Genomic DNA, 26561 nt, shown 5'->3' with positions numbered 1-26561 from the left:
TTTTATTTTAACAAAGCAACCACTCTTGCTGGTGCAGCTGATGCTCCTACAATTTTTAACGGAAATACCGCTACTTTAAACCCTGTTAATGGTAATGCATCTAGATTTACTAATTGCTCCATATGGCAATATTCCTTGTTTTGTCCCACCAAATGTCCCTCCCAAAACAATTCAGAATTGTTGGTTTCTTTTGCTTTTTTAATCATGTACGGAAGTGGTAGATCCCAACCCCAAGCATCAATTCCCATCACTTTAATTCCTTGGTCAATCAACCACTCAGTAGCTTTTGCACTTACTCCTGTACCTTTTTTATGAAAATCTTTTGTTCCATTCAATTTATCGCGTCCCGTTTTAATCAACACAATCATATTAGGTTGAATTTCTAACTGGTTTTCTTTTAAAAACTGTTGAATATCTTCTACAGTAATCGGGTCAAAATCTACCTTATGTTTCATATCAATCACAATACCTTCTCCAAAACACCAATTTAACGGAACCTCATCTATTGTTTTTGCCTTTTCTCCATTTACAGTAGGTGAATAATGCCAAGGGGCATCGATATGAGTTGTAGAATGCACGCCCATTTTTTGAATCGTATCATCTGCCCAACCTGTAAAGTTTTTAGGAAAAAGTTTGAATGGCAATCCCAATATTCGAATTAACCATTTTGCCTTATGGTGTGGTTTATGTTTTATTTTAACTTTCATAAACCATGGATCTTGTTTATTGTATTGAATAGGTTTAGATAGGTCTATAATTTTCATAGTAGGTTCGTTATTGCAAACAAAGATAAAAGAAAACCCCTTATTTTTTGTAAGGGACTTATATTGTTTACAAATTACTCATTATCAAAAATAACTCCATCTCTGTTAGCTATATCTTATTACTGATAGATGCATTTGTTGTCTATTTTAGTAGCAAGTAACTTATCTAATTTTTTGCTGATATTTTCTACCTCCCATCATCAGTCATCATATCAATATATTGAGGCACGTACAACCCATAGTTCTACGCATCCTCTTCAATAAATACTAGATCGTGGGTATTCTATAATTGATATGCACTAATTCATAACTCTTTTATTCTAGTTAATATGTTATTAAATAATTGATTTTAAATTCATTGAAAAACTACTTAATCAATTAAGATATTTTTAAGAGCTTGTCTTAAATAACTGTTAAGTATGTGTGTTTCTTGAAACATTTCGTTTTGGCTAACGTCTTTTAACTGTAACCTAATCTAAAATATTAAACTTAACATCATGAAAAAACTTGTATTAACTGCTTTAGCAATCGCATTATCTTTTGGAACTATTACCGCTGCCTCAACATCATACGAAGCCCTAATTAAAACCAACCTAGAATATTCTAAAATAAGTACTTTTTGTAAGTTAATTAGAGCTGGTAACTATGAAGCTGTAAAAGCTATGGCTGAAAACGGAACGGATATAAATAGAAAATCTACAGGACTAACTCCATTAATGTTTGCTGCTAGACATAACAAAACGGATATCGTTAAACTTTTAATTGAGAAAGGAGCTAAGTTAAAAGTTAAATCAGATAGAGGATATACAGCATTAGACTATGCTAAAATGTCAAAAGCAAATGACGCATATGTAGTATTAAAAGAAGCTCTCAACAAAAAATAAAACCTCTATTAAAAATTATTACAAATAAAAAAGGTGAGTGCCGCATACACTCACCTTTTTTATTTGTAATAATTCTATTAATTAATTGTTACTTTAGAACGTCTATTTTTTGCTCTTCCTTCCTTTGTATTATTACTTGCAATTGGCTCTGTTTCTCCTTTAGAAAGAGTATTTACCCTAGTACTTAAAATTCCACTTTTTATAAAATATTCTTTTATAAATTCTGCTCTTTGTTTTCCTATAATCATGTTTCTCTGCTCACTTCCAGTATTATCTGTATGACCAGTAACTAAACAAAAAGTCTTTTCTACTTTGTCTAGATATGTTGATATATTTACGATTTTTCTTCGTTGATCGTGAGTAAAGTTAAGTTCTGTTTTTCCTGTATCAAAATTCAGAATTAATGGATTAGATTCTATATCTTTTATAATACTTTCTAATAATTTTGAGTAATTTTTTAACTTACCAACGTTTAACTTCATTGGCTTCTTTATGTTATTTTCCTCATCTACCTCAATATTATCATTTAATTCTCCTTTAATATCAATTAATTTTGTTGGTATTCCTTTGTTAGAAACAAAATTTTTAAATGAAACAGCTCTAGCATACCCTATATTTGGGAATACAGAACTATTCTTTTCATCACTCATATAATATGATGTAATTGATAATGATTTTTCTTCTTCTGAAGTTAAATATTCTTTTAATTGATTTATTTTTTTATCCAATTCTTCTGATACAGGAGAAGAAAAGTTTATACTCGATTTTTGAAATTTTAGCCCCCCATTTAATGGTACAGAAATATTTCCATCTGCATCTATTACTCCAAAATTTATCGTTGGTTTTGTTTCCTCCTTTGAGATTATTTTAATTTCTTTTTTCTCAATATTTTCAACTACTTTTTGATTATAACAAAATTTCCAGTATAAATAGGTCCCTATGAGTATAATTAAAAAAATAGCTAATAAATAAATTATTCTTTTCATTTTTAAGAAGTTAAATAGTTACAGCTATTTTGAAACCAAAACAAAAAAAAAGTCACATTTTGATAATGTGACTCTCTTTTTTTTTGAAGACTTTCCTTCTTATAAATCAAATTTAATTCCTTGTGCTAAAGGTAGCTCATCAGAATAGTTTACTGTATTTGTTTGACGGCGCATGTATACTTTCCAAGCATCAGATCCAGACTCACGTCCACCACCTGTTTCTTTTTCACCACCAAAAGCTCCACCAATTTCAGCACCAGAAGTACCAATGTTTACGTTAGCTATACCACAATCAGACCCTGCATATGATAAGAATTTTTCAGCTTCTTTCATTTCATTTGTCATAATTGAAGAAGATAATCCTTGTGCAACTCCGTTTTGTAATTCAATAGCGTTTTCAACACCACCTGAATACTTCATTAAGTATAAAATTGGAGCAAATGTTTCATGTTGAACGATTTCAAAATGGTTTTCAGCTTCAATAATTGCTGGCTTCACATAGCAACCACTTTCATAGCCTTCTCCTTCTAAAACGCCTCCTTCAACTAATACGTTTCCTCCTTCAGCTTTTGCTTTTTCAATAGCAGCTAAATAAGTATTCACTGAATCTTTATCAATTAATGGTCCAACGTGATTATTTTCATCTAATGGGTTACCAATTTTAATTTGACCATAAGCACCAACAATAGCATCTCGTACTGTATCATACACAGATTCATGGATGATTAAACGACGTGTTGAAGTACAGCGTTGACCACATGTGCCTACCGCTCCAAATACAGCTCCAGGAACTACTACCTTTAAATCAGCAGTTGGAGTAATGATAATTGCATTGTTTCCTCCTAATTCTAATAAAGATTTACCAAAACGCTCAGCAACTTTAGCACCAACAATACGTCCCATTCTTGTAGAACCAGTAGCCGAAACTAAAGGAATACGTGTATCTTCAGTAATGTATTCACCTACTTTATAATCACCATTAACAATACAAGAAATACCTTCTGGTAAATTATTATCTTTTAATACTTCAGCAATAATATTCTGACATGCTACTGAACATAAAGGAGCTTTTTCTGAACCTTTCCATACACATACATCTCCACAAATCCAAGCTAAAGCAGTATTCCAAGCCCAAACTGCCACAGGAAAGTTAAATGCTGATATAATACCAACAACACCAATTGGGTGCCACTGCTCTCTCATTACATGTTCTGGTCTTTCTGATGGAATTACTTGTCCGTTTAACTGACGAGATAAACCTACAGCAAAATCACAGATATCAATCATTTCTTGAACCTCACCTAAACCTTCTTGGTAAGATTTACCCATTTCATAAGAAACTAATTTACCTAACGGTTCTTTTAATTCTCTTAATTTGTTTCCAAATTGACGAACAATTTCTCCACGTTGGGGCGCAGGCATTGTTCTCCATGTTTTAAATGCTAAGGTAGCAGCATCCATTACCTTCTCGTAATCTTCTTTGGTAGAAGCTTTTACTTTTCCTATTAACTTTCCATCTACTGGTGAGTATGATTCAATAATTTCACCATTTGAAAAGTTTATTGAACCTGTTGAAGTTCCTTCATTTATCTCTTTTAATCCTAAAGTAGCTAATGCTTCTTTGATACCAAAATCTGCCATATTTTATATTCTAATTTTAGTTGTTTAAATTTAAAGCTCAAAACTACGAATAATTTTACAAATTAATAAATTAAACAAAAACAACCTTCTTTGTTTAAAAATTAACAAAAAATGAAAAACATCTATTACGTACTTTCTCTGATATTAGTTCTATCAGCCTGTAATTCGCCTAAAACATCATTAAATAAACAAAATGATACTACTATAAATGAGTTCGCTATTATTATTCATGGAGGAGCTGGGACTATTCTAAAAAAGAACATGACTCCTGAAAAAGAGATTGCTTATAAAACTAAACTAGAAGAAGCAATAAAAACAGGATATGAAATTTTAAAAAATGGTGGTTCTAGTGGTGATGCGGTTGTAAAAACTATTCAAGTAATGGAAGAGTCTCCTTTATTTAATGCCGGAAAAGGAGCTGTGTTTACTCATGATGAAACTAATGAGCTAGATGCTTCTTTTATGGATGGAAAAACATTGAATGCAGGAGCAGTAGCAGGTGTAAGTAATATCAAAAGTCCTATTGAAGCTGCTAGAACAGTAATGACTAACTCTAACCATGTAATGTTATCTGGAAATGGAGCTTCTCAATTTGCTAAAGAACAAGGGTTAGAAATTGTAGACCCAAGTTATTTTTATACTGAAAACCGTTTCAACTCTTTACAAAGAATAAAAAATAAAGAAAAAGCAGTATTAGATCATAATGATAAAGAAGCTGCTTTTTATGATGCTGATATTAAAAATAATAAGTTTGGTACTGTAGGTTGTGTTGCTTTAGATAAAGAAGGAAATATTACTGCTGGAACCTCTACTGGTGGTATGACTAATAAACGTTGGGGACGTATTGGAGACTCTCCTATTATTGGCTCTGGTACGTATGCAAATAACAAAACTTGTGGTGTTTCTTCCACTGGTTGGGGTGAATATTTTATACGATTACAGGTAGCTTACGATATTTCTGCACAGATGGAGTACCAACAAAAATCATTAAAAGAAGCTACTAAAGATGTTATTCAAAACAAATTAACCAAACTTGGTGGAACTGGTGGTGTTGTAGCACTTGATAAAAATGGTAATATGTCTTTTGAATTTAATACTGCTGGAATGTACAGAGCTTCAATGAATAACAAAGCTCATTTAATAATAAAAATTTACAAATAAGTAGCAGAGTAGGTTAATTTGTAGGAAAAAAACTATTATTTACCAAAATCTTGTAAAAAAAAACATTATATTGTCGTAACAAACGTACTTAATTTTAAAATGTTTATGAATTTAGAAGAACTTTACAAGCTTATTAAAGCTAAGGCTTTGGTATTAATTAATAGTAATGGTGATATTGTTGACTCTTTTCATGAAGACAACATATATGACTTAAAAAATTTTTCTGCTTTAACTAAAATTATGGTTGACATGGTAGATGATTTTTTTACTCAAATACTTGATTTAGATTATTCTAATGAAATCATTGTTAAGTCTGGCAATCATTTTTTTTATGTTTTAAAATATAATCAAGAGCATGTATTATGTGTGCTAGCCGAAGGATTAGTTAATATAAGCTTAATATCATTATCGCTAAAGAAAAAAATGAAAAACGAATAATTTAACCCATTTATTAATATTTAAAACCTCCAAAAATGACAGAAATCCTTAATGACTTAGTATCAAATGTAAGTAAAAACATCCCTGGTTACATTGCTATATGTGTTACAGAAATAGAAACTGGTGAAGCACTTGCTTCTGATACTTCAGACTCAAGTTTCGATCCTGTATTAGCTTCTGCTTACAATCTAGAAGTTGTAAAAGCTAAATTAAATGCAATTAATGCCTTAGATTTAAAAGAAGAAATTAAAGATATTACAATTACTTTATCTTCTCAAGTTCACATTATTAATGTTGCCCCTAGTGGTGGATATTTTATTTACCTTGCTGTAGATTCAGACAAAGCTAATTTAGGTGTTACTAAAGCTTTATTAAATAAGTATAAATTAGAGTTAAATAATGCCATATAAGTCAAATATTTCTCATAAAGACTTTGTGAAAAAATTAGAAGGTTATCAAAATGAGTATAAATCACTTGTTAACAATGATTTTCATATTATTAACAATAATGATTTAGAACGTACGGATTCAAATGAAGAACCTAAACGTTCTTTTTATGATATATTATTTGAACCTAAATATGACAGTATTTTAGATTTTTTTAAGGAAAATGGAAATAAAAAAAAGAGCTAAATGTTAAAAGTATTTAGATTTTTTAAAAATTAAATTTTCTTAACTAAAATTGATGATAGTATCTCAACAAGTGTGTAAAGTTTAAAATATCGAGGGTTTCAACCCTCGATATTTTTTTTATTAATTTTAAGTTTTATACATAATGAACGAAGAAGGTTTTTAAAACATTTCAAGACAGGTGAAGAACTCACCTCTTTTTTGAATGGTTTTCAAAAAAGAGGCGTTGAAAAGAGGCTCGAAGGAGAGCTGGATGCATATCTAGGTTATGATAAAAAACCAACCATCTAATAAGAGTAATCATCATAACGGCTACGGATTTAAAAAGATAAAAACAGTTTTAGGAGAAACCACATAAAAGTTCCCAGAAATTGAGAGGTCTCCTTTAACCCTATGCTGGTTCATAAGCGCACCTATAACCTGAGTTAGATTATTAAAACTGACATATTTGGTTTGAAATTTAATTTGTGTTTTTTTAGGCCGGAAACTATATGCAATTAATCCTGATATTATATTACTAAGAAAATTATATATCTAAAATGTTCTATTTGATAAATATTTTTTAGCTCATCGTTTACAGTTTCAATAACAAATCGTTTTCTCAATAGAGTCTTATCAGATACAGTCATTAAACAGTTTTTCATATTGTTTTTAATATGTGCGATAAGTTGTACACTACCTATAAACAGCTTTTTTGCTAAATCTTTTCCAACATAGCCGTTATGATGATTACACTTAATACGTTTGTTCATGCAAACCCCTTATAGGAGTAAATCCACAAAAGAAATCTCAGTACATTCACCCAAACAGAAACTCTTTAAAAATGATATCTAGGCATCAGATTACTTTGCATAAGTTCTGTAAGCCTATTATAAGAGCCTGTTTAAGGAAATTCTTCCTGTATCTGCCCTGAACATAATAAAGGTGTTTAAAGGCTCTAAAACTGCCTAAACAGTACTACGATAGTCATAATTTACTCTTAGACATCTTTGGTGGACGCTTGGGGAGTTGCCTAAAAGAGCTTTATCAACTATTTGGTCAGCTTCTTTGCAAAATTCATCAATAACACAAAGCATTTCGATAATTTTAGAGCAGAATATCATAGATATATTTTTGTTGCAACAAAATATTAATCAAACTCAGGTCATTTATATACTAGATAAAAAAAATTAAAAAGGTTGCCTTCAATACTCTTACTTTTGTAAAAGTTTATGAAAAACAACATTTTTAACATACAGTCAACAGAAGATTTCAATAAAACTGCCTTACATGTTTTCAAACACCAGTTTTTAAACAATAAGGTTTATCGTTCTTTTTGCGATTTAATATACGTTCATCCATCTGATGTAAACACTATTGAACAAATACCGTTTTTACCAATTCAGTTTTTTAAAACTCGAGAAGTACTTTCTTCTACAGATAAAATTCAAGAAATTTTTACGAGTTCTGGAACTACTGGAAGTACAACTAGTAAGCATTTAGTTACCGATTTATCTTGGTATGAAACCAGTTATTTAAAAGGTTTTGAATATTTTTATGGAAATATAGAAGATTATGTAGTACTAGCTTTGTTACCTAATTATCTTGAACGTAAAGGATCTTCTTTAGTTTATATGGTTGACGATCTAATTAAACGTTCCCAACATCCAGAAAGTGGATTTTACCTCAACAATCTTAGTGAACTGGCTGAAAAACTCATACAATTAGATAGACAAAACAAAAAAGTATTATTAATTGGTGTTTCTTTTGCTTTGCTAAATTTAGTGGAACAATATGAGTTCAACCTATCCAACACCATCATAATGGAAACTGGTGGAATGAAAGGAAGGAGAAAAGAGCTTATACGTAACGAATTACATGCGATTTTACACAATGGTTTTGGAGTAAATGAAATTCATTCTGAATATGGAATGACGGAGTTGTTAAGTCAAGGGTATTCAAAAGGAAATGGTGTTTTTAACTGCCCGCCTTGGATGAAAATCTTAACCCGTGATACTGATGATGCCTTAACTATCTTACCTAAAGGAAAATTAGGCGGAATTAATGTAATTGACTTAGCAAACTATAACTCTTGCTCTTTTATCGCTACACAAGATTTAGGAAAAGTACACCAAGACAATAGTTTTGAAATTATGGGTCGTTTTGATAATTCTGATATTAGAGGTTGTAATTTAATGGTTTTGTAATCATTTTTTATTTTTTACTATCTTTCCCTGTTATTAATTCCTATTACTTCAAGGTATTATGAAAAACTGGGCAGAAAATGTACAATGGAATCCATCAACTGTTGCATTTCCTCATTCGGAAAAAGACATTCAGCAACTTGTTTTAAAAGCCATTCGTTTTAACCAAAAAATTAGGGTTATTGGTTCTGGGCATTCTTTTACTTCTTTATGTAGTACTGGTGAAATATTGGTAACTCTCGATAATTTTCAAGGACTCATTTCAATTGATAAAGAAAAAAATCAAGCTACCATAAAAGCAGGAACAAAACTTTCTTTATTAGGAGACTTATTATTTAATGAAGGTCTTGCTATGGAAAATATGGGTGATATTAACGTTCAATCAATTGCAGGAGCAATAAGTACAGGAACCCATGGAACAGGTGTCGGGCTTAAATCTATCAGTAACCAGGTAATCGGATTAAGGTTTGTGAATGGAAAAGGTGAAATAATTGAGTGTTCCACCATAAAAAATACTGAACTATTCAAAGCTGCTCAAGTATCTTTGGGGTGCTTAGGAATTATTACAGAAATTACCTTGCAATGTGTACCAACTTACAAACTAAAACTTCAAAACAAAAAAGAGAAATTAAGCGATGTATTAGCAACTTTAAATGAAAGAAACTCTCAAAATAGGAATTTTGAATTTTACTGGATTCCTTATACCAATGCTGCTTGGACAAAAACTTCAAACATTGTAGAAAATTCTGAGCCAGATAAAGTTAATTTTTTCAATTATTGGACTGAATATGTACTCGAAAACTATGTTTTTAAACTGATGTGTGAATTTGCTAAAGTTTTTCCTTCGCAAAACAAAACGGTTGCTAATATTACAGCCGCAAGTATTAGTAATGTAAAAAAAGTATATCATAGTCATAAAGTATATGCAACACAACGAATGGTAAAGTTTTATGAAATGGAATACAATATTCCTGCTGAAACTTATCAGGATGTATTTAAAGATGTGCAAAAAATTGTCAATTCTAAAAAATTCAATATTCATTTTCCTGTTGAAAATCGCTGGGTAAAAGGAGATGACGTTTTTATGAGTCCTGCCTACGGAAGGGATTCGGCATATATTGCTTGTCACGTATATAATAAAAAAGATAGTAGTGCTTATTTTACTGCTTTAGAAGAGGTTTTTAAAGCCTATGACGGAAGACCTCATTGGGGAAAAATGAACACGTTTAACACAGAAGAAATTACAAAGGCATATCCAAAATTTATCAATTTTATGGCTTTCAGAAAAGAACATGATCCAGAAAATAAATTTGTGAATCCGTATCTTCAAAAACTGTTAAGTGTTTAATCATATGGATGCTTATTTTAAAACCCTAAATAAAGAACTAAAAAACTACCAACGAGCGATTCCTTGTTTGTTAGTAGATTTGGATATTTTAGATGAAAATATTACAGAAGCAATTTCTAATTTTAGAAGAGATGCTTCACTCAGAATTGTAGTAAAATCATTACCTTCTGTTCAATTAATTGAATATATTTTACAACAAACCAACTCAAATAAGTTGATGATATTTCATCAACCTTTTTTAACTGATTTAGCTTCTCTATTAGATAACAAAGCTGATGTTTTATTGGGTAAACCCATGCCAATAAAAACTGCGGACTATTTTTATAAAAACTTACCTCAGCAACACAACGAATTTAATTCGTTTACTCAAATTCAATGGTTGGTAGATACCGAAAAAAGAGTTGAGGAATACATTAATTTAGCCAAACAACTAAATCAAAAATTACGATTAAACATTGAAATTGATGTAGGATTACATCGTGGTGGGTTTGCTTCTCTAGAAAACTTAAGAAAAGGATTATTATTGATTGAAAACAATCAAGAGTTTGTTGAGTTTTCAGGATTTATGGGCTACGATCCACATGTGGTAAAGCTTCCATGGGTTATTCGTTCAGAAAAAAAAGCTATGCAATTAGCTAATCAGTTTTATGAGAAGTGTAAAAATTTGCTTCAAAAGGAGTTCTCTGTATTATGGAATGAACGTTTAACTTTTAACGGTGCCGGAAGCCCCACCTTAAACTTACATAAAAAACAAAATTCTCCAATAAACGATATTGCTATTGGCTCATGTTTTGTAAAGCCTGCAGCTTTTGACATACCTTCTTTAAAAAATTATAAACCTGCTACCTTTATTGCCACACCTGTTTTAAAAACCTTTTTAAACTCTACACTACCAGGCTTAGAAGCTTTAAAGAGTATATTCACTAAAAAATCAGCCTTTATTTATGGTGGTTTTTGGAAAGCTAATTATTACTATCCAAAAGGAATAAAACAGAATAATTTGTTTGGAGCATCTACCAATCAAACCATGATTAGTATTCCAAAAAATGAAACTTTGAAAGTAGATGATTTTATCTTTTTAAGACCACACCAAAGCGAGTTTGTTTTTTTACAATTCGGAGAAATTTTACCTATTAGAAAAGGTAAAATTCAACAGCCTTGGCAATTATTAAATAATTCTTAACTAGAATTGTAATGTTCATTGCTTTTTATCGACTATTATCAAAATCTACAAACAATGAAAAGCTTTTTTACACTACTTTTAATAGTATTTTCTACTGCATTATGTGCTCAAAAAACAGATTATAATACCAAAAAAGGCTACGTAGCCGAAGGTTATGACGTTGTTTCTTACTTTACAAATAATGAACCTGTAGAAGGAAAAAAGAAGTTTCAAACAACATATGACGGAGCAAAATTCAAGTTTTCCTCAGAAAAAAACTTATCTCTTTTTAAAGAAAATCCAACAAAATACATTCCTCAATATGGAGGATATTGCGCTTACGCTGTGGCTGCCAAAAAAACAAAAATGTACATTGACGCTGAAGCTTATGAAATTAGAGATGGTAAACTATACCTTTTTTATAGTTCTTGGATTTCTAGTAAACTTGATGATTGGAAAAATGGAGATACTAAAAAGTTACAAGCTCAGGGTGATGTAAACTGGGAAGAATTAAAACATAAAAAAGATTAAAATGAAACATGTATTCATCTTCTTTCTATTTTTTTCAACTATTACCTTTTCACAAGAATACAATACTAAAAACGGAGTCGTTGCCAAAGGATATGATGTGGTAAGTTATTTTTATAATAAAGCTGAAAAAGGAAATAAAAAATTTACGACTAAATACAACGGTGTTTCCTTTCGTTTTTCATCAAAGGAAAACCTTGCTGCTTTTATTAAAGCCCCTCAAAAATATAATCCACAATATGGTGGTTATTGCGCCTATGCTATTGGAAAAACTGGAGAGAAAGTTGATATTAATCCAAAAACTTTTGAAATACGAGATGGTAAACTCTATTTATTTTATAACTCATGGGGAACCAATACTTTAAAAATGTGGGTAAAAGAAAATCCTGAAAATCTTAAAAAAAAGGCAGACATAAATTGGAAAAAATTAAATCAATAGTTTTGATATAAAAGTTGTGGGAGCGACTTCAAAAAAGAGCTGAAAATTTTTCAGCTCTTTTTTTATACCTAGCATTTCTTTTTATTCTTATTTTTGGTAAATAAAATAGCCCTATGAATAATTTCTCTTCTTTCAATAGAAAAAACATTCAACAAGAATTACAAACTACCGAATTTGATATTCTGGTAATTGGCGGAGGTATTACTGGTGCAGGCATCGCTTTGGATGCTGCCTCACGTGGAATGAAAGTCGCTTTAATAGAAAAAAATGATTTTGCTTCGGGGACTTCAAGTAAATCTACCAAACTAATTCACGGAGGGTTACGTTATTTAAAACAATTTGATTTTTGGTTGGTAAAAGAAGTAGGTACCGAACGTGCCATTGTTCATAAACTAGCTCCACACTTGGTAGTTCCTGAAAAAATGATTCTACCATTAATTGAGGGTGGTACTTACGGTTCGTGGTTAACATCTATCGGGTTAAAAGTATACGATGTATTAGCTTCTGTTGAAGGAGATGATAAACGTAAAATGCTTGATAAAAAAGAAGCGTTAGAAAAAGAACCTTTGTTACCAAAAAATATTTTAAATGGTGCTGGTTTTTATGCTGAATATCGTACTGATGATGCTCGTTTAACGATAGAAGTTTTAAAAACAGCTAGCCAATATGATGCACAAATACTTAACTATACACGTGCAGACGAATTTATTTACGAAAATAAGCGTGTCGTAGGTGCTAAAGTAACTGATGCTTTTACTAATGAAAATTATGACATTAAAGCTAAATATGTAGTAAACGCAGCAGGTCCTTGGGTAGATGAGTTACGTCAAATTAACAATTCGAAAATTGGAAAGCGTTTGCATTTAACCAAAGGAGTTCATTTAGTTGTTCCGTATGAAAAATTACCTGTAAAACAATCGGTATATTTTGATATTCCTGATGGTCGTATGATGTTTGCTATTCCTCGTGGTAAAGTAACCTATTTTGGAACTACAGATACCAATTATCAACAAGATAAAAACGCTGTTGAAACCTCAATGGTAGACGCTTTGTATTTAATTGAAGCGGTAAATAACATGTTTCCAACCATTCAATTAACTATAGATGACATTCAATCATCTTGGGCAGGATTACGTCCGTTAATTCATGAAGAAGGAAAATTGGCTTCAGAATTATCTCGTAAAGATGAAATTTTTGTGTCTGATACCAAGTTAATTTCTATTGCAGGAGGTAAACTAACAGGTTATCGAAAAATGGCTGAACGTATCGTGGATATTGTTGCTAAAAAAATGAAACGTCGTTTTGAGGTAGAGTTTGATTCTATTCAAACTGAAGAAATTATTTTAGCAGGAGGTCCTTTTCAAAACTATAAATCTGTAAAATTATATAGTAATCAGGTTTATAAACGTATAAAATCATTCGGTTTTTCTGAAAAAGATGCTAACTATTTAGTACATAACTATGGTAAGCAAACTGAACTTATTTTAGATAAGTTTGATGAGCTAAATGAAGAAAATATAGAAAAGCGTTTGTTAAAAGCTGAGGTATGGTTTACTGTAAAACATGAAATGACATGTACTCCTACCGATTTTTTTATGCGAAGAACAGGTCGTTTATTTTTTGATAAGCCTAGCGTTGACCTTTATAAAGACTTTGTTATACAAGAGTTTGCTAATCGTTTTAGTTGGAATGATGAAATTACCTTAAACCAAAAAAGGGCGTTAAATGAGAAAATTAACTTAACAGTAAATTTTAACTAGTTTTTTAAGAAATAAAAACTGTTATATTATATCTTTACCACTTTATAAAAAGTTAGCTACTAAAGGTTTGTACAATTAATTTTTAAGTAATATGAAACAACTAGTAATCGTTTTTTTTCTGTTAACCACTCTTATAGCTAAAAGTCAAACTAACATTATATCTAATTCTGATTTTGATAATATTAAAATAAATAATGTTGCTTTAGCTGAGATAAAAAAGACCTTTGGAAAACAAGCAAAAGTAGAATCTTTATTAGGTACTACTACCTCTTTTGAAGATAATGGTTTTTATTATTATTTTAAGTTTAATGGTTTAAAGCTTGATTTTTCAACTTCTGGTAGTAAGCCTTATATTGAATCTTTAGACGTTTTAAGTAATCAAGCTACTTTTACAATTAAAGGAGTTACAATTTCCGTAGGAGACCCTATTAGTAAATTAGGTAACGTTACCTTTAGTAAAGGTAGAAATGGTTCTGAAAGTGTTTTATTTGCTGAATGTGATGAGTGTAATGTATTTATTAACATAGACTTTGATCAAACAACAAAAATTATTACAAAAATTAATTATTTTGATATGTCTTAGATTTACTTTTTAGTTAATTTATTATTCTTCGTTTTCATGCTCTTCCAAGTCTTTTGTTAAATCTAACTTTCTAAGTGTTGGATTTATAATTCCCGTAGTAACAACGGTAATTAAAGTCATAGTGCCTCCGAAAACAACTGCGGTTACCGTTCCCATTAATTTTGCAGTAACACCACTTTCAAAAGCACCTAATTCGTTAGAAGAACCAACAAACATTGAGTTTACCGAGGCTACTCTGCCACGCATATGATCAGGTGTTTTTAATTGCAAAATTGTTTGACGAATTACCATAGAAACTCCATCGGTAACACCACTAAAAAATAAAGCTACAATCGAAATCCAAAAAATAGTAGACAATCCAAACACTATAATACATATTCCAAACCCAAAAATGGCCGCCATAAGCTTGATTCCAGCATTTCTACTAATAGGTATATAGGCTGTTACCAACATCGTTAAAAAAGCTCCTATAGCAGGTGCTGCACGTAAAGCACCAAAACCTTCTGGTCCCACTTTTAATATATCTTGAGCATATATTGGTAGTAATGCTACAGCTCCTCCAAATAATACCGAAATCATGTCTAATGTAAGCGCTCCTAAAATAGCTTTAGTTTTATAAACAAAGTTCACTCCTTCTTTTAAACTTTTCATTACTGGTTCACCTATTTTCGGATTTAAAATTGGTTTCTTCTTAATAAAAAATACTGTAAAAAATGATATAAATACTAGGCCAAATACTATGCATAAAGACCAGTGTACTCCAATCCATGAAATAGTTAATCCTGCAAAAGCTGGTCCTAACACTGAGGCTATTTGCCATGTTGAACTGCTCCATGTTGCTGCATTTGGATATAATTTTTTGGGTACAATTAAAGCAATTAAAGAAAATATAGTGGGTCCAAAAAACGAACGTAATAAACCACCAAAAAATACCAGCACATAAATAGCATATAATACAGTATTCTTATTCCATCCCATAATAAGACTTGGTAATGTTAAAAAGAATAATCCTAAACTAATAAGTGAAAATAGTCCTATACATAGGGCTAATAAGTTTCTTTTTTCTTTTTGATCTACAATATGACCTGCAAACAATGCCATTGACACTGCTGGAATAACTTCCATTAAACCTATAATTCCTAATAATAAAGGATTTTTTGTAATACTATATACCTGCCATTCAATAATAATAAACTGCATTGACCATGCAAAAACTAAAGCAAAACGAACTAAAAGAAAAATATTAAACTCTTTGATTCTAAGAGAAGCGTAAGGGTCTTTTTTCTTCATAAATTAATTTAGTTTCAAATCCATTAGAATAGCAAACGTTTCATTAACATCTCTTTCTTTTACTACTATAGTCATTTCATGTGTAGTAGAAATAACTTCTTGTACCGCAATATTTGCCCAAGCAAATTGTTTTAAAATGAAATAGTATATACCTGATTGATCTAAATTCCCTTTTGGTAGTTTTATCGTTATAGACGCTAAATCATTGACATTGTTAATTAATGCTTCCTTTTTAAAAATTTCTTCTACAAATGGTTGTAAATTTTTACTGGTTACAATATTTGTTTCGAATATACCTTGAGAAACTGTTAGAAAATAATCTTTACTATCAGCAGATTTACTTAAAATTTTTGCTATTTCTTTTAGTAAAGATGTTGTATTCTTAAAAGTGAAGTCACACAAATCTGAACGTACAATTACATCTCCTAGGTTTAAAGCAAGTCGCTTAATATTTTTACGAACTCTTAGTTCATTAGCTGGAGATAACCTATTAATTGCCATCATAACTGCACCTACTTTTACATCCTTTTTTAACAATTTAGAAACTTCCGGTAAAATTTCTCTTGCTAAAGATGATACATTAATTAGCTTCTCATTTAAAGCTTCTTCTATAAAAGGAGTTTTTCTGATGGTAATTTCAACAGCTTCTTGAATTGTTTTCATATTTGTTTAGTTTTAAACTAAAAGTAACAAAAATACAACTAAAAGTAAAATTATACTGTTTTTATAAATATATAATATATTTAATTAAAAACTTTGTTAATCAGATTTTTAAATTAAATTTGTCACTATTGTATCTTGTTACAAGACCTAAACACAACCTAAATCTAGAAGCGATTGATGGGGCTTCTTAATTTTTATTAAGAAGGATTATTTGTACAAATGCAAACAACTAATCTAATCTATTTGTTAACTTTAAAAACTCATCTTTCGCTTCTTTTTTGTCGTATAAAATGTTGTAAACAGTGTCAATAATTGGAGTTTTAGCTTTGTTTTTTTGATTAATCTTATAGGCACTCTTTGTTGCGTAGTATCCTTCTGCAACCATACTCATTTCTAACATTGCAGATTTCACGGTATAGCCTTTTCCTATCATGTTTCCAAACATTCTGTTTCTACTAAATGTAGAATATCCAGTAACTAATAAATCACCTAGGTATGCTGAATTATTAATATTACGCTTCATTTTATGTATTTTTTTAATAAAGCGTTTCATTTCACGTATTCCATTACTCATTAATACTGCTTGAAAATTATCTCCATATCCTAAACCATGAGCAATTCCAGCTGCTATAGCATAAATATTTTTTAACATGGCTGCATATTCAGTACCAATAATATCATCAGAAATTTTTGTTTTAATGTAGCGACCCTCAATGGCTTTACTTAATTCTTTTGCTTTTGCTTCATCTTGACAAGCCAACGTTAAATATGATAAGCGTTCCATGGCTACTTCTTCTGCATGACAAGGTCCAGAAATTACCCCTATATTTTCATAAGGTACATTATAAGATGTATGAAAATGTTCACCAACAATTAATCCTGACTCAGGAACAATTCCTTTAATGGCTGAAAAAATAATTTTTCCTTCTAAAGAAGTTTTTAGTTTTTCTAATTCAGTACTTAAGAATGCCGATGGTATTGCAAAAATTAATATATCGTAGTTTTTAACAATATAATTTATATTATCAGATAAATCTAATTGTTCTGAGTGTAGTTCAGCAGAACTTAAATAACTAGGATTATGTTTATTACGTTTAATATGTTCTATAACATATATACTACGCATATACCAACCTATGGTTTCTAAATTTTCAGACAACATTTTAACAATAGCAGTTGCCCAACTTCCACCTCCTAAAACTGCTATTTTGGTTTGATTACTCATAAATAATATTTGTTTGTGTTACAAAATTAAGAAATCTATAAATGACTCTCTAAACTTAAAGCTTATTATATTTGAAAATTGAAAACCTAAAATTATGAATGTACAAATCATAAACAAATCAAAACATCAAACTCCTGCTTATGAAACCGAAGGTTCAGCAGGTATGGACTTACGTGCAAATATAAATACTGCTATAACTTTAAAGCCTTTAGAAAGAGCTATTATAAAAACTGGGTTATTTATTGCACTTCCAGTTGGGTATGAAGCTCAAGTTAGACCACGAAGTGGACTTGCAGCCAAAAAAGGAATTACCGTACTAAATTCTCCTGGTACTGTGGATGCTGATTACCGTGGTGAAATTGGAGTTATTCTAGTAAACTTATCTAATGAAGAGTTTATTGTAAATGATGGAGAACGTATTGCTCAATTAATAATTGCTAAACACGAACGTGTACAATGGAAAGAGGTAGAGCTATTAGATGAAACTGCACGTGGTGCTGGTGGGTTTGGAAGTACTGGAGTTTAAGTAAGTTTTTTATATATTTGACTTATTTTTCTTTTTTTAATAAACATTAATTCAAAATCTAAAAAACAATGTGAATGATACTGGTAGCCTATTTTTTTATAAAATTCAAAGGCTTGCAGTTGCTCATTCATAGTATCTAACCATATCAATTCATATTGTTTTTTTCTTGCTTTGTTTTCTAACCAAGCTACTATTTTTTTACCAACTCCCTTACCTTGAGTATCTTCATGTAAATATATTCGATGAATTTTTAACGATTTTTTATTTTCAAACCCTAATATTTTTTTATTCCAAAGTATTCTGAAGATTCCTACTATTTCTCTCTTATAAAAAATAAAATAGTAGCTTGTTTTATCTTCTAATAATTCTTTTTCTAAATTACTTTTACAGAATTGAGTTTGTATATACCATGCTCCTTCATCTTTCCAAAAATGACTGTATGCTGCTTTGTATATTTCATCCATTAAGGTTCTAAGAATTTTAAAATCTTCAACCTTAATTTCTTTAAGTTGTATGAATTTTGAGATTTTAATCATATCTAAACTTTCTTATAAAAAAAAGCTGTTCTAATAATCAGAACAGCTTTTAAAATAGTAATAGTTTGAACTTTAATTTAAATTACTTATTCTTGATTTTCAATAGCTTCTTTTATTTTATTTTCAAGTTCTTCCATTAATTCAGGATTGTCTTTAATAACACCTTTAACAGCGTCTCTACCCTGACCTAATTTGGTATCTCCGTAGCTAAACCACGAACCACTTTTCTTTATAATTCCATAATCTACACCAATATCTAATACCTCACCTACTTTTGATATTCCTGCTCCATACATAATATCAAACTCAGCCATTTGAAATGGTGGTGCTACTTTATTTTTTACAATCTTAACTTTGGTACTATTACCAATTACTTTATCACCGTCTTTAATTTGTGTTCTACGACGAATATCTAAACGAACTGATGCATAGAATTTTAAGGCATTACCACCAGTCGTTGTTTCAGGGTTACCAAACATAACTCCAATCTTTTCACGTAACTGATTAATAAAAAATACTGTACAGTTTGTTTTACTAATAGTACCAGTTAATTTACGTAAAGCTTGCGACATTAAGCGTGCATGAAGTCCCATTTTAGAATCTCCCATTTCACCTTCAATCTCAGATTTTGGTGTTAAGGCTGCAACCGAGTCAATTACCACAATATCAATAGCTCCAGAACGAATTAAATTATCAGTAATTTCTAAAGCTTGTTCTCCGTGGTCTGGTTGAGAAATAATTAAATTATCAACATCAACGCCTAAGCTTTCAGCATAAAAACGATCAAAAGCATGCTCAGCATCAATAAAAGCTGCAATTCCTCCTGCTTTTTGTGCTTCTGCAATAGCATGTATAGTTAAGGTAGTTTTACCTGATGATTCTGGTCCATAAATTTCTATAATTCTTCCACGAGGGTATCCTCCTACTCCTAAGGCTAAATCTAATCCTAAAGAACCCGACGATATTGCATCTACATCTTCTACTTGGCTATCTCCTAACTTCATTACGGTTCCTTTACCGTACGTTTTATCTAACTTATCTAGTGTAAGTTGAAGCGCTTTTAATTTCGCTTCTTTTTCTTTATCTGCTGCCATAAATCGTGCTAATTATTTTAAGTAATAAGAACGGCTAAGTTATGAAAAACTAGCTTTAATATCCTATCTTTTTATGTTACATTTTGTAATATTGTGCTTCTTAAAAAAGAAAAGATGCCAACCCATCGTCACTTCATGATTTATAAACCTTATGGTTTTTTATCACAATTTATTACTAATCAAAAAAAAGGTGGTAAACATAAATTGTTAGGAGAGTTATTTAACTTTCCTGAAGGAACTATGGCTGTGGGTAGATTGGATGTAAAATCGGAAGGTTTATTATTATTAACAACTGATGGAAAAATAAGTGATTTTATTACTACAAGAGGTGGTGTTGAAAAAGAGTATTATGTTCAATTAGATGGAGCAATCACATCTAAAGCTATTGAACAATTACAAAACGGAGTTGAAATTGGTTTTGATGGAAAAAAATACATGACAAAACCTTGTAAAGTTGAATTAATTGATACTCCTGATTTACCTGAACGTTCTAAAAAAATTCGTGATGCTCGTCATGGTCCTACTCCTTGGATATCAGTTACCTTAACGGAAGGTAAATTTAGACAGGTTCGTAAAATGACTTCTGCTGTTGGTTTTCCTACACTTCGTTTAGTACGTGTTCGGGTAGGTGATATTTTATTAGGTAATATGCAAGTTGGTGAAGTTAAAGAAGTTAAGGAATTTATTTAGTTTTTAATATTAACTGATAATAGAAACATAATAAATCCAAAAAAACTAAATATAATTCCTCCAAAAAATAGTACTGTATTTATTATACTTCCATATTTAGAAGTATAACCTATACCTATCATTAACCAACTTATTATAATAATTAATAAAGAAATAAATATTTTATAATTTCTTTTTAATTTCATTAATTTCTAACCATTCTTATATGTGGAATACCATCTTCTAAATAGTCTTCTCCTACTTGTTTAAAGTCGTGAGATTCATAAAATTTTTGCAAATAGGTTTGTGCAGAAATCGTTATAGTAGTTTCATTGTAGTTATCAACAATAGCTTTTATAGATGCTTTAATTAAATCGTGTCCGTAACCATATTTACGCTCATCATACCTAACTACTACTCTACCAATACTGGGTGTATCAAAATATTCACCACTATTAAACAAACGAGTGTACGCAATTATTTCACCTTCTTTTTCTCCTATAACATGTAACGCTTTTTGATCTTTACCGTCAATATCTTGATATACACAATCTTGTTCAACAACAAAAACTTCAGAACGTAATTGAAGTAACTTATATAATTCAGAAGTTGTTAATTCTTGAAATTTTTTTACTATAAATTTCATTAACTACAAGCTATTTTTTCTACTCTGTTAGCATGACGTCCACCTTCAAATTTAGTAGATAAAAAAATCTTAACAAAACCTAAAGCTTGTTGTAACGACACGAAACGAGCAGGAATCGTTAAAATATTAGCATCATTATGTTGACGTGTTAATTCTACCAATTCGTTATTCCAACATAAAGCTGCACGAATTCCTTGATGTTTATTAGCAGTCATTTGTGCTCCGTTACCACTTCCACACAAAATGATACCCATTTCTGCTTGACCTGTTTCTACTGCTTCAGCTGTGGGGTGAATGGTGTCTGGGTAATCCATACTGTCGGTTTCATTTGTACCAAAGTTTATAACCTTATGTCCTAATTCTTCTAAAAGGTTAACTATTTCAAATTTGTATTCGGTACCTGCGTGATCATTTCCTACAGCAATTGTCATAATATGTTGATTTTAATTCAGTTGTGAATTACAAAAATACATTTATTCACGGTTATCAACAGTAATTAACAATGCTTTTTTTAGTATTCTTAATAACCTCTTTAAAATTAACGACTTAAATGATGTTACCTAAATGTTAAGAACTAATTGTATATTCTGAAAAGAAAATTTGATTTTCTACATAATTTTTACAATACAAGAACATAAACTAATTACACAACTTTTTTTTTAAGATTTTAATGAACATTTATCAACATAAAATTAACTCTTTTTTTACATTGTAATTTAAATAAACTATTCATAATTCTTAGTGAACTACTGTTTATAATTTTTGTTAATAACTCTATTTTATAGTTGATTTTTAATATTTTATTTAGCTAATAACTTGTTTATTCATTTTAATAAGTCAGACTACCAAAAATTAAACCTCTTTTTTATGCTATATGTTAACACACTATTATAACAATCATTTCTTTTTTAAAATTTAAAAATCTTTTTTAGTAATAATATAATATGTTAATAACTGTTTTTTTTATTTCCTTTCTAAATTTTTAGAAGTTCAATTATTGTAACTTTAATAAGGTTCTTTATTAAATTAGTAACGTAAAAAAATAGATAAACAAAAAAGAAGATTTTAGATAAGTGTAACTTTCTAAAAATTAGCTAAAAAAAGCTATTCTTGTTGAAGCTGCTAATAAGTGAAGAAAAACAGGTTTATACTGTTTTTTTTGCTGCTCTAATGAGATAAACAGAATCTTTAGCTTTCACTACATCAGATTGTGTTTTTTTGTTCAAAGTCATGTTTATACTTACCACAGTTACAATTATTCCCGTAATAAATATAAAAATAAATAAAGCTATTATCTTTCGTAAGTTTTTCATTATTAACGACTTTATAATAAAGACGTATGATTTTATGAAATGTTACAATTAAATTAAGATTTTTTTAACTTTTTATGGAATTACTATTTTAAGAGCACTCTCTATAATACTCACTCTCACTCGTCCTCTACCTATTAACTCTCCATCTGCCTGTATGTAAGGAAGATATTTATTGTTTTGTGGAGTTATTAACAATGAGTTAGCCAAATGTGTTTCTACTTTTCTATGCTTAAGAATTTCACCGTTATATAATTTCCTTATTGAAAATAATAAATCCCAAAAAGATAGATTTTTAGCTATTGTTATATCAAATAAACCATTGTTAGAATCTTTAAAATCAGTTAATTGCATTCCACCACCAGAATACTTGCAAATACCAAACAAAGTCATTAAACACTTAGTTTTAATAAATTTATTGTTAATAGCTATATTAAAAGTTGTCTTTTTATAGAGTAACAAACCTGCTATACCACTCAATAAGTATGCAATAGATCCAAATCTTTTTAATGTATTCAACTTACTAACCACATATCCGTCATAGCCAATACCAGCAACATTATTAAAATAAGAAGTGGTATTAGCCAATTCTAAACAGCCAATATCTTGAAAAATAGTATTTTCATTTTTTATTAAATTAACAGCTCTTTTTTTATTTTTAGGTATATTATAAGTTTTAATCCAATCATTACCAGTACCTAAAGGAATAACTGCAACAGTAATTTCTTTTGAATTAACAACATCTTGAAACATAATTCCATTAACAACGTGATGCAAAGTTCCATCACCGCCAACAGAAATTATTTTTCTATAACCTTTGTTAATAGCTTGCCTAACAAGTGTACTTTCATGATTTGAATATTCTGTCTTAGTATATTTATAAATAATATTATTTAGCTTTAATTCCTGTTGAATTTCACTCCAATGTTTATTAAAATTACCATTACCAGCTATAGGATTAACAATCAAAAACCATGTATTATTCATAGTAAATACTTTTGAATCAAGAAGTGAAAAGTACAAAATGAATTTATAATAGTTATTTAAAATAAGTAACATTAAATTTATTCGTACTTTGGTTGAAAATTAAATAAGACGAAAGATTAATGACTAGAAAGAAAAAAATCTACAAAAAAAAGGGAAAAATTATTAAAGATCTTACCCGAAATATTTTCAAAATACTTAACGAAGACAGTAATAAAAACTATAATTACAAGCAAATTGCTGCTAAATTGAAAGTTTCTGATACAGATGGAAAAAACCAAATTATTAAGAAATTAGCAGAACTTACTGTAAATAAAAAAATTAAAGAAGTAGATAGAGGTAAATACCAAATTAATGAAGATAGAAAGTACCATACTGGTACACTAGATGCTACCTCTAACGGAAACGCTTATTTTATTTGTGACGATTTTGAACACGATATTTTTGTACCTTCAGTAAATTTAGGAAAGGGATTACATAATGATATAGTGAAAGCTTATGTTTATAAAAAACGAAGAAGTAATAAATCTGAAGCCGATGTAGTTGAAATTATAAAAAGAGCTAAAACAGAATTTGTTGGTGTTTTACAAATGAATAAAAATTTCGGATTTGTAATACCTGATAATAATAAAATGTATGCCGATATTTTTATTTCACAAAGCAAACTTAACGGTGCTAAAGATGGAGACAAAGTCGTTGCTGAAATGACTGATTGGCCAGAAAATTCTAAAAACCCATTTGGTAAAATTACTCAAGTCTTAGGAAGACCAGGAGATCACGATACAGAAATTCACTCTATTTTATTAGAATATGGTTTGCCGTATGAATTTCCTAAAGAAGTAGAAAAAGAAGCATCAGAATTACCCATAGAAATTACCAAAGAAGAGATTGCTAAACGTAGAGATATGCGAAGTGATTTAACTTTCACTATAGACCCTAAAGATGCTAAAGATTTTGATGATGCCCTCTCATTTACCAAACTAGAAAATGGTAATTATGAAATAGGAATACATATTGCTGATGTTTCTCATTATTTACAACCAAAAACAGTTTTAGATAACGAAGCTTACGATCGAGCAACTTCTGTATATTTAGTTGACAGAGTAGTACCAATGCTACCAGAAATGTTAAGTAATGGAGTTTGTTCTTTAAGGCCAAATGAAGAAAAACTAACTTTTTCTGCTGTATTTGAAATGAATGAGAAAGCACAAGTTATTAACCAATGGTTTGGTAGAACGGTTACTTATTCTGACAAACGTTTTGCATATGAAGAAGCACAAGTAATTATTGAAAGTAAAAACAACATAATTCCTACTGATATTTCTTTAACAGGCGAAGCTTATGAAGTTGATGAACGAATCGTAGAAGCTACTTTAAAATTAGATGAATTAGCTAAAAAAATGCGAAAAAAACGCATGAAATCAGGAGCAATTTCTTTCGATAGAGTTGAAGTAAAGTTTGATTTAGATGAAAATGCAAATCCAACAGGAGTTTTCTTTAAAGAAGCCAAAGATGCTAATAAGTTGATTGAAGAATTTATGTTATTAGCTAATAAAAAAGTAGCTGAATTTATAGGTTCATCTGGTGGAAAACCTAGCAATAAGACCTTTGTATATCGTGTACATGACGAACCAGATGTTGAAAAGCTAGCATCATTACAAAATATTGTTAGTAAATTTGGGTATAAAATAAATACCGAAACACGTCAAAAAACATCAGACAGTTTAAATAAATTATTATCAGATGTACATGGAAAAGGAGAAGCTAATATGGTAGAAACCTTAGCGATACGTTCTATGAGTAAAGCTGAATATACAACACAAAATATTGGTCACTACGGATTAGCATTTGATTATTACAGTCACTTTACCTCACCAATCCGTCGCTATCCTGATGTTATGACACATCGTCTATTACAACATTATTTAGATGGAGGAAACTCACCAAAAGCAGATGTGTATGAAGAGAAGTGTAAACACTCATCTAAGATGGAAGAATTGGCTTCGAAAGCGGAAAGAGATTCTATTAAGTATATGCAGGTAAAATATATGCAAGATCATAAAGATGAAGAGTTTGAAGGTGTTATATCTGGAGTTACAGAATGGGGAATTTATGTAGAAATAATATCTAATAAATGTGAAGGAATGGTTCGTATTAAAGATATAAAAGATGATTATTATATATTTGACGAAAAACAATATGCTGTGATTGGACAATCAACCAAGAATATGATTCAATTAGGTGATGAAGTAGTAGTAAAAGTAAAACACACCGATTTGGAACGCAAACACCTTGATTTTAATTTAATTTCACACTAATTTGTATAGTTTTAAACAATAAAAATTAAGATTTTGCTTTATAGTATTGGTATAATTATTGGTTATACTCAATTAACTAATGGAATTTATTATGAAGAAGTTAGCAATATTAAGTTTGTTTTTGATGACCGTTTTAGCATCAGCTCAAACAACCATAACTAAAAATTTAGGAGACTTTTCAATTGTAAAAGTGTATAACGGTATAGATTTAAAACTCGTAAAATCTGATGATTCTAAAATTATAGTTACAGGTGAAAAAACAGATAAAGTTAAAATTAAGTTGGATGGAACTACTCTAAAAATATTATTGAGATTTCCAGAAACTACTGCCGATGGTAAAGTTAAAGCAACATTATATTACAATAAAACTTTATCAATTATTGATGCAAATGAAGGAGCAACAATTACAGGTAAAGATATTAATCAACAAAAAGTTGAAATAAGAGCTCAAGAAGGAGCTTTTATTAATATTGTAGTTAATGTTAAGTATTTGGAGGTAAAAAGCTCTTCAGGAGCTGTTATTAGGCTTTCAGGTGTAACTAAGAATCAAAATATAAATGCTGATTTAGGAGGAATGTATCACGGATACAAATTATCAGTAAAAGAAATGACTACTGTAAAAGCTGGATCTGGATCTAAAGTAGAGGTTCAGTCTGGGAAAACATTAGATGCTAAGGTATCGTTTGGCGGCTCTATATTTTACAAAGGAAAACCAGAAGTTTTTAAAGATAAAAAAGTAATTGGTGGAGTAATTGAACACCGAAGTTAATTTTGTATCTTTGTAGCGCAAAAT

Annotated in this window: 28 protein-coding genes and 2 pseudogenes; 17 read left to right on the top strand and 13 right to left on the bottom strand. The window is 29.9% G+C overall.

What is annotated here, in order from left to right; genetic code table 11:
* Positions 1-2 precede the first annotated feature (2 nt).
* A complete protein-coding gene (locus ACKTSW_RS12325) occupies positions 3-764 on the bottom strand; it encodes a cyclase family protein (protein ID WP_408025550.1) in 762 nt (253 codons plus the stop codon).
* Between the two features lie 497 nt (positions 765-1261).
* Between ACKTSW_RS12325 and ACKTSW_RS12320 the strand changes: the two genes are divergently transcribed.
* The gene (locus ACKTSW_RS12320; protein ID WP_408025549.1) at positions 1262-1648 is read left to right on the top strand and encodes an ankyrin repeat domain-containing protein; all 387 of its coding nucleotides are present in this window, start codon (positions 1262-1264) and stop codon (positions 1646-1648) included.
* Between the two features lie 77 nt (positions 1649-1725).
* Here ACKTSW_RS12320 and ACKTSW_RS12315 read toward each other — a convergent pair whose 3' ends face one another.
* Positions 1726-2634 (bottom strand): OmpA family protein, encoded by a 909-nt coding sequence (locus ACKTSW_RS12315; RefSeq protein ID WP_408025548.1) that lies wholly within the window; start codon positions 2632-2634, stop codon positions 1726-1728.
* Positions 2635-2733: 99 nt separating this feature from the next.
* A complete protein-coding gene (gene amaB / locus ACKTSW_RS12310; protein WP_408025547.1) occupies positions 2734-4275 on the bottom strand; it encodes an L-piperidine-6-carboxylate dehydrogenase in 1542 nt (513 codons plus the stop codon).
* A gap of 111 nt (positions 4276-4386) precedes the next feature.
* Between amaB and ACKTSW_RS12305 the strand changes: the two genes are divergently transcribed.
* The 5 genes and pseudogenes from ACKTSW_RS12305 to ACKTSW_RS14350 form a co-directional block, all read left to right on the top strand.
* A complete protein-coding gene (locus ACKTSW_RS12305) occupies positions 4387-5436 on the top strand; it encodes an isoaspartyl peptidase/L-asparaginase family protein (RefSeq protein ID WP_408025546.1) in 1050 nt (349 codons plus the stop codon).
* Between the two features lie 105 nt (positions 5437-5541).
* Positions 5542-5874: a roadblock/LC7 domain-containing protein gene (locus ACKTSW_RS12300; RefSeq protein ID WP_408025545.1), complete on the top strand. Its 333-nt coding sequence runs from the start codon at positions 5542-5544 to the stop codon at positions 5872-5874.
* 35 nt (positions 5875-5909) lie between these two features.
* Positions 5910-6284 (top strand): hypothetical protein, encoded by a 375-nt coding sequence (locus ACKTSW_RS12295; RefSeq protein WP_408025544.1) that lies wholly within the window; start codon positions 5910-5912, stop codon positions 6282-6284.
* Complete coding sequence (locus ACKTSW_RS12290) at positions 6274-6507, top strand: hypothetical protein (RefSeq protein WP_408025543.1); 234 nt, start codon at positions 6274-6276, stop codon at positions 6505-6507. Before ACKTSW_RS12295 ends, ACKTSW_RS12290 begins: the two co-directional genes overlap by 11 nt.
* Before the next feature lie 135 nt (positions 6508-6642).
* Positions 6643-6876, top strand: a pseudogene (locus ACKTSW_RS14350) (transposase); the annotation flags it as partial.
* Positions 6877-6951: 75 nt separating this feature from the next.
* On the opposite strand, the pseudogene ACKTSW_RS14345 reads toward ACKTSW_RS14350, so the two are convergent.
* Positions 6952-7607: pseudogene (locus ACKTSW_RS14345) on the bottom strand (transposase); the annotation flags it as partial.
* A gap of 108 nt (positions 7608-7715) precedes the next feature.
* Between ACKTSW_RS14345 and ACKTSW_RS12280 the strand changes: the two are divergent.
* From ACKTSW_RS12280 to ACKTSW_RS12250, 7 genes are all read left to right on the top strand, one after another.
* Positions 7716-8690: a LuxE/PaaK family acyltransferase gene (locus ACKTSW_RS12280; protein ID WP_408025541.1), complete on the top strand. Its 975-nt coding sequence runs from the start codon at positions 7716-7718 to the stop codon at positions 8688-8690.
* 58 nt (positions 8691-8748) lie between these two features.
* Positions 8749-10035 carry a D-arabinono-1,4-lactone oxidase gene (locus tag ACKTSW_RS12275; protein WP_408025540.1) on the top strand — a complete coding sequence of 429 codons (1287 nt, stop codon included), beginning with the start codon at positions 8749-8751 and terminating at the stop codon, positions 10033-10035.
* Positions 10028-11218, top strand: a complete 1191-nt coding sequence (locus ACKTSW_RS12270) for an alanine racemase (protein ID WP_408025539.1) — start codon at positions 10028-10030, stop codon at positions 11216-11218. Before ACKTSW_RS12275 ends, ACKTSW_RS12270 begins: the two co-directional genes overlap by 8 nt.
* 54 nt (positions 11219-11272) lie before the next feature.
* On the top strand, positions 11273-11728 hold the full coding sequence (locus ACKTSW_RS12265) for a YHS domain-containing (seleno)protein (protein ID WP_408025538.1): 456 nt from the start codon (positions 11273-11275) through the stop codon (positions 11726-11728).
* A 1-nt stretch (position 11729) separates the two neighbouring features.
* Positions 11730-12164 (top strand): YHS domain-containing (seleno)protein, encoded by a 435-nt coding sequence (locus ACKTSW_RS12260; RefSeq protein ID WP_408025537.1) that lies wholly within the window; start codon positions 11730-11732, stop codon positions 12162-12164.
* A gap of 113 nt (positions 12165-12277) precedes the next feature.
* A complete protein-coding gene (locus ACKTSW_RS12255; RefSeq protein WP_408025536.1) occupies positions 12278-13924 on the top strand; it encodes a glycerol-3-phosphate dehydrogenase/oxidase in 1647 nt (548 codons plus the stop codon).
* Between the two features lie 91 nt (positions 13925-14015).
* On the top strand, positions 14016-14507 hold the full coding sequence (locus ACKTSW_RS12250; RefSeq protein WP_408025535.1) for a hypothetical protein: 492 nt from the start codon (positions 14016-14018) through the stop codon (positions 14505-14507).
* Positions 14508-14528: 21 nt separating this feature from the next.
* On the opposite strand, the gene ACKTSW_RS12245 is transcribed toward ACKTSW_RS12250, so the two are convergent.
* The 3 genes from ACKTSW_RS12245 to ACKTSW_RS12235 form a co-directional block, all read right to left on the bottom strand.
* Positions 14529-15797, bottom strand: a complete 1269-nt coding sequence (locus ACKTSW_RS12245; RefSeq protein ID WP_408025534.1) for an MFS transporter — start codon at positions 15795-15797, stop codon at positions 14529-14531.
* 3 nt (positions 15798-15800) lie between these two features.
* On the bottom strand, positions 15801-16460 hold the full coding sequence (locus ACKTSW_RS12240; protein WP_408025533.1) for a hypothetical protein: 660 nt from the start codon (positions 16458-16460) through the stop codon (positions 15801-15803).
* Positions 16461-16689: 229 nt separating this feature from the next.
* Complete coding sequence (locus ACKTSW_RS12235; protein WP_408025532.1) at positions 16690-17685, bottom strand: NAD(P)H-dependent glycerol-3-phosphate dehydrogenase; 996 nt, start codon at positions 17683-17685, stop codon at positions 16690-16692.
* 94 nt (positions 17686-17779) lie between these two features.
* Here ACKTSW_RS12235 and dut point away from each other — a divergent pair, with 94 nt between their 5' ends.
* Entirely contained in the window at positions 17780-18211 is a 432-nt protein-coding gene (dut, locus tag ACKTSW_RS12230; protein WP_408025531.1) for a dUTP diphosphatase, read from the top strand.
* Here dut and ACKTSW_RS12225 read toward each other — a convergent pair.
* Together ACKTSW_RS12225 and recA are read right to left on the bottom strand one after the other, a co-directional pair.
* Positions 18208-18747: a GNAT family N-acetyltransferase gene (locus ACKTSW_RS12225; RefSeq protein WP_408025530.1), complete on the bottom strand. Its 540-nt coding sequence runs from the start codon at positions 18745-18747 to the stop codon at positions 18208-18210. The two genes, dut and ACKTSW_RS12225, sit on opposite strands and share 4 nt — an antisense overlap.
* 86 nt (positions 18748-18833) lie before the next feature.
* Positions 18834-19841, bottom strand: coding sequence for a recombinase RecA (gene recA / locus ACKTSW_RS12220; protein ID WP_408025529.1), 1008 nt, complete (start codon positions 19839-19841; stop codon positions 18834-18836).
* A 114-nt stretch (positions 19842-19955) separates the two neighbouring features.
* Here recA and ACKTSW_RS12215 point away from each other — a divergent pair, with 114 nt between their 5' ends.
* Positions 19956-20531: a pseudouridine synthase gene (locus ACKTSW_RS12215; RefSeq protein ID WP_408025528.1), complete on the top strand. Its 576-nt coding sequence runs from the start codon at positions 19956-19958 to the stop codon at positions 20529-20531.
* A 184-nt stretch (positions 20532-20715) separates the two neighbouring features.
* Here the strand turns inward: ACKTSW_RS12215 and ACKTSW_RS12210 are convergent, their stop codons facing one another.
* The 4 genes from ACKTSW_RS12210 to ACKTSW_RS12195 all read right to left on the bottom strand — a co-directional run bounded on the left by ACKTSW_RS12210 (position 20716) and on the right by ACKTSW_RS12195 (position 23453).
* Positions 20716-21156 (bottom strand): GNAT family N-acetyltransferase, encoded by a 441-nt coding sequence (locus ACKTSW_RS12210; RefSeq protein ID WP_408025527.1) that lies wholly within the window; start codon positions 21154-21156, stop codon positions 20716-20718.
* Positions 21156-21587, bottom strand: a complete 432-nt coding sequence (rpiB, locus tag ACKTSW_RS12205; protein WP_408025526.1) for a ribose 5-phosphate isomerase B — start codon at positions 21585-21587, stop codon at positions 21156-21158. The genes ACKTSW_RS12210 and rpiB overlap by 1 nt, the downstream gene beginning before the upstream one ends.
* Positions 21588-22301: 714 nt before the next feature.
* Complete coding sequence (locus tag ACKTSW_RS12200; RefSeq protein WP_408025525.1) at positions 22302-22469, bottom strand: hypothetical protein; 168 nt, start codon at positions 22467-22469, stop codon at positions 22302-22304.
* A 72-nt stretch (positions 22470-22541) separates the two neighbouring features.
* Entirely contained in the window at positions 22542-23453 is a 912-nt protein-coding gene (locus tag ACKTSW_RS12195) for a diacylglycerol/lipid kinase family protein (RefSeq protein ID WP_408025524.1), read from the bottom strand.
* Positions 23454-23572: 119 nt separating this feature from the next.
* On the opposite strand from ACKTSW_RS12195, the gene rnr reads away from it, so the two are divergent.
* Positions 23573-25768, top strand: a complete 2196-nt coding sequence (rnr, locus tag ACKTSW_RS12190; RefSeq protein WP_408025523.1) for a ribonuclease R — start codon at positions 23573-23575, stop codon at positions 25766-25768.
* A 91-nt stretch (positions 25769-25859) separates the two neighbouring features.
* Entirely contained in the window at positions 25860-26537 is a 678-nt protein-coding gene (locus tag ACKTSW_RS12185; protein ID WP_408025522.1) for a head GIN domain-containing protein, read from the top strand.
* The last annotated feature ends 24 nt before the right edge of the window (positions 26538-26561 follow it).

The sequence above is a fragment of the Tenacibaculum sediminilitoris genome, assembly GCF_964513795.1.
In the GTDB taxonomy this organism is placed as follows: Bacteria; Bacteroidota; Bacteroidia; order Flavobacteriales; family Flavobacteriaceae; genus Polaribacter; species Polaribacter sediminilitoris.
This window is presented reverse-complemented; position numbering and strand designations above follow the sequence as displayed.

What these genes read in the sequence shown, in the direction of transcription:
- ACKTSW_RS12325 (WP_408025550.1), bottom strand. Translation starts at nt 764, where the DNA reads ATGAAAATTATAGACCTATCTAAACCTATTCAATACAATAAACAAGAT.
- ACKTSW_RS12320 (WP_408025549.1), top strand. Translation starts at nt 1,262, where the DNA reads ATGAAAAAACTTGTATTAACTGCTTTAGCAATCGCATTATCTTTTGGA.
- ACKTSW_RS12315 (WP_408025548.1), bottom strand. Translation starts at nt 2,634, where the DNA reads ATGAAAAGAATAATTTATTTATTAGCTATTTTTTTAATTATACTCATA.
- amaB (WP_408025547.1), bottom strand. Translation starts at nt 4,275, where the DNA reads ATGGCAGATTTTGGTATCAAAGAAGCATTAGCTACTTTAGGATTAAAA.
- ACKTSW_RS12305 (WP_408025546.1), top strand. Translation starts at nt 4,387, where the DNA reads ATGAAAAACATCTATTACGTACTTTCTCTGATATTAGTTCTATCAGCC.
- ACKTSW_RS12300 (WP_408025545.1), top strand. Translation starts at nt 5,542, where the DNA reads ATGAATTTAGAAGAACTTTACAAGCTTATTAAAGCTAAGGCTTTGGTA.
- ACKTSW_RS12295 (WP_408025544.1), top strand. Translation starts at nt 5,910, where the DNA reads ATGACAGAAATCCTTAATGACTTAGTATCAAATGTAAGTAAAAACATC.
- ACKTSW_RS12290 (WP_408025543.1), top strand. Translation starts at nt 6,274, where the DNA reads ATGCCATATAAGTCAAATATTTCTCATAAAGACTTTGTGAAAAAATTA.
- ACKTSW_RS12280 (WP_408025541.1), top strand. Translation starts at nt 7,716, where the DNA reads ATGAAAAACAACATTTTTAACATACAGTCAACAGAAGATTTCAATAAA.
- ACKTSW_RS12275 (WP_408025540.1), top strand. Translation starts at nt 8,749, where the DNA reads ATGAAAAACTGGGCAGAAAATGTACAATGGAATCCATCAACTGTTGCA.
- ACKTSW_RS12265 (WP_408025538.1), top strand. Translation starts at nt 11,273, where the DNA reads ATGAAAAGCTTTTTTACACTACTTTTAATAGTATTTTCTACTGCATTA.
- ACKTSW_RS12260 (WP_408025537.1), top strand. Translation starts at nt 11,730, where the DNA reads ATGAAACATGTATTCATCTTCTTTCTATTTTTTTCAACTATTACCTTT.
- ACKTSW_RS12255 (WP_408025536.1), top strand. Translation starts at nt 12,278, where the DNA reads ATGAATAATTTCTCTTCTTTCAATAGAAAAAACATTCAACAAGAATTA.
- ACKTSW_RS12250 (WP_408025535.1), top strand. Translation starts at nt 14,016, where the DNA reads ATGAAACAACTAGTAATCGTTTTTTTTCTGTTAACCACTCTTATAGCT.
- ACKTSW_RS12245 (WP_408025534.1), bottom strand. Translation starts at nt 15,797, where the DNA reads ATGAAGAAAAAAGACCCTTACGCTTCTCTTAGAATCAAAGAGTTTAAT.
- ACKTSW_RS12240 (WP_408025533.1), bottom strand. Translation starts at nt 16,460, where the DNA reads ATGAAAACAATTCAAGAAGCTGTTGAAATTACCATCAGAAAAACTCCT.
- ACKTSW_RS12235 (WP_408025532.1), bottom strand. Translation starts at nt 17,685, where the DNA reads ATGAGTAATCAAACCAAAATAGCAGTTTTAGGAGGTGGAAGTTGGGCA.
- dut (WP_408025531.1), top strand. Translation starts at nt 17,780, where the DNA reads ATGAATGTACAAATCATAAACAAATCAAAACATCAAACTCCTGCTTAT.
- ACKTSW_RS12225 (WP_408025530.1), bottom strand. Translation starts at nt 18,747, where the DNA reads ATGATTAAAATCTCAAAATTCATACAACTTAAAGAAATTAAGGTTGAA.
- recA (WP_408025529.1), bottom strand. Translation starts at nt 19,841, where the DNA reads ATGGCAGCAGATAAAGAAAAAGAAGCGAAATTAAAAGCGCTTCAACTT.
- ACKTSW_RS12215 (WP_408025528.1), top strand. Translation starts at nt 19,956, where the DNA reads ATGCCAACCCATCGTCACTTCATGATTTATAAACCTTATGGTTTTTTA.
- ACKTSW_RS12210 (WP_408025527.1), bottom strand. Translation starts at nt 21,156, where the DNA reads ATGAAATTTATAGTAAAAAAATTTCAAGAATTAACAACTTCTGAATTA.
- rpiB (WP_408025526.1), bottom strand. Translation starts at nt 21,587, where the DNA reads ATGACAATTGCTGTAGGAAATGATCACGCAGGTACCGAATACAAATTT.
- ACKTSW_RS12200 (WP_408025525.1), bottom strand. Translation starts at nt 22,469, where the DNA reads ATGAAAAACTTACGAAAGATAATAGCTTTATTTATTTTTATATTTATT.
- ACKTSW_RS12195 (WP_408025524.1), bottom strand. Translation starts at nt 23,453, where the DNA reads ATGAATAATACATGGTTTTTGATTGTTAATCCTATAGCTGGTAATGGT.
- rnr (WP_408025523.1), top strand. Translation starts at nt 23,573, where the DNA reads ATGACTAGAAAGAAAAAAATCTACAAAAAAAAGGGAAAAATTATTAAA.
- ACKTSW_RS12185 (WP_408025522.1), top strand. Translation starts at nt 25,860, where the DNA reads ATGAAGAAGTTAGCAATATTAAGTTTGTTTTTGATGACCGTTTTAGCA.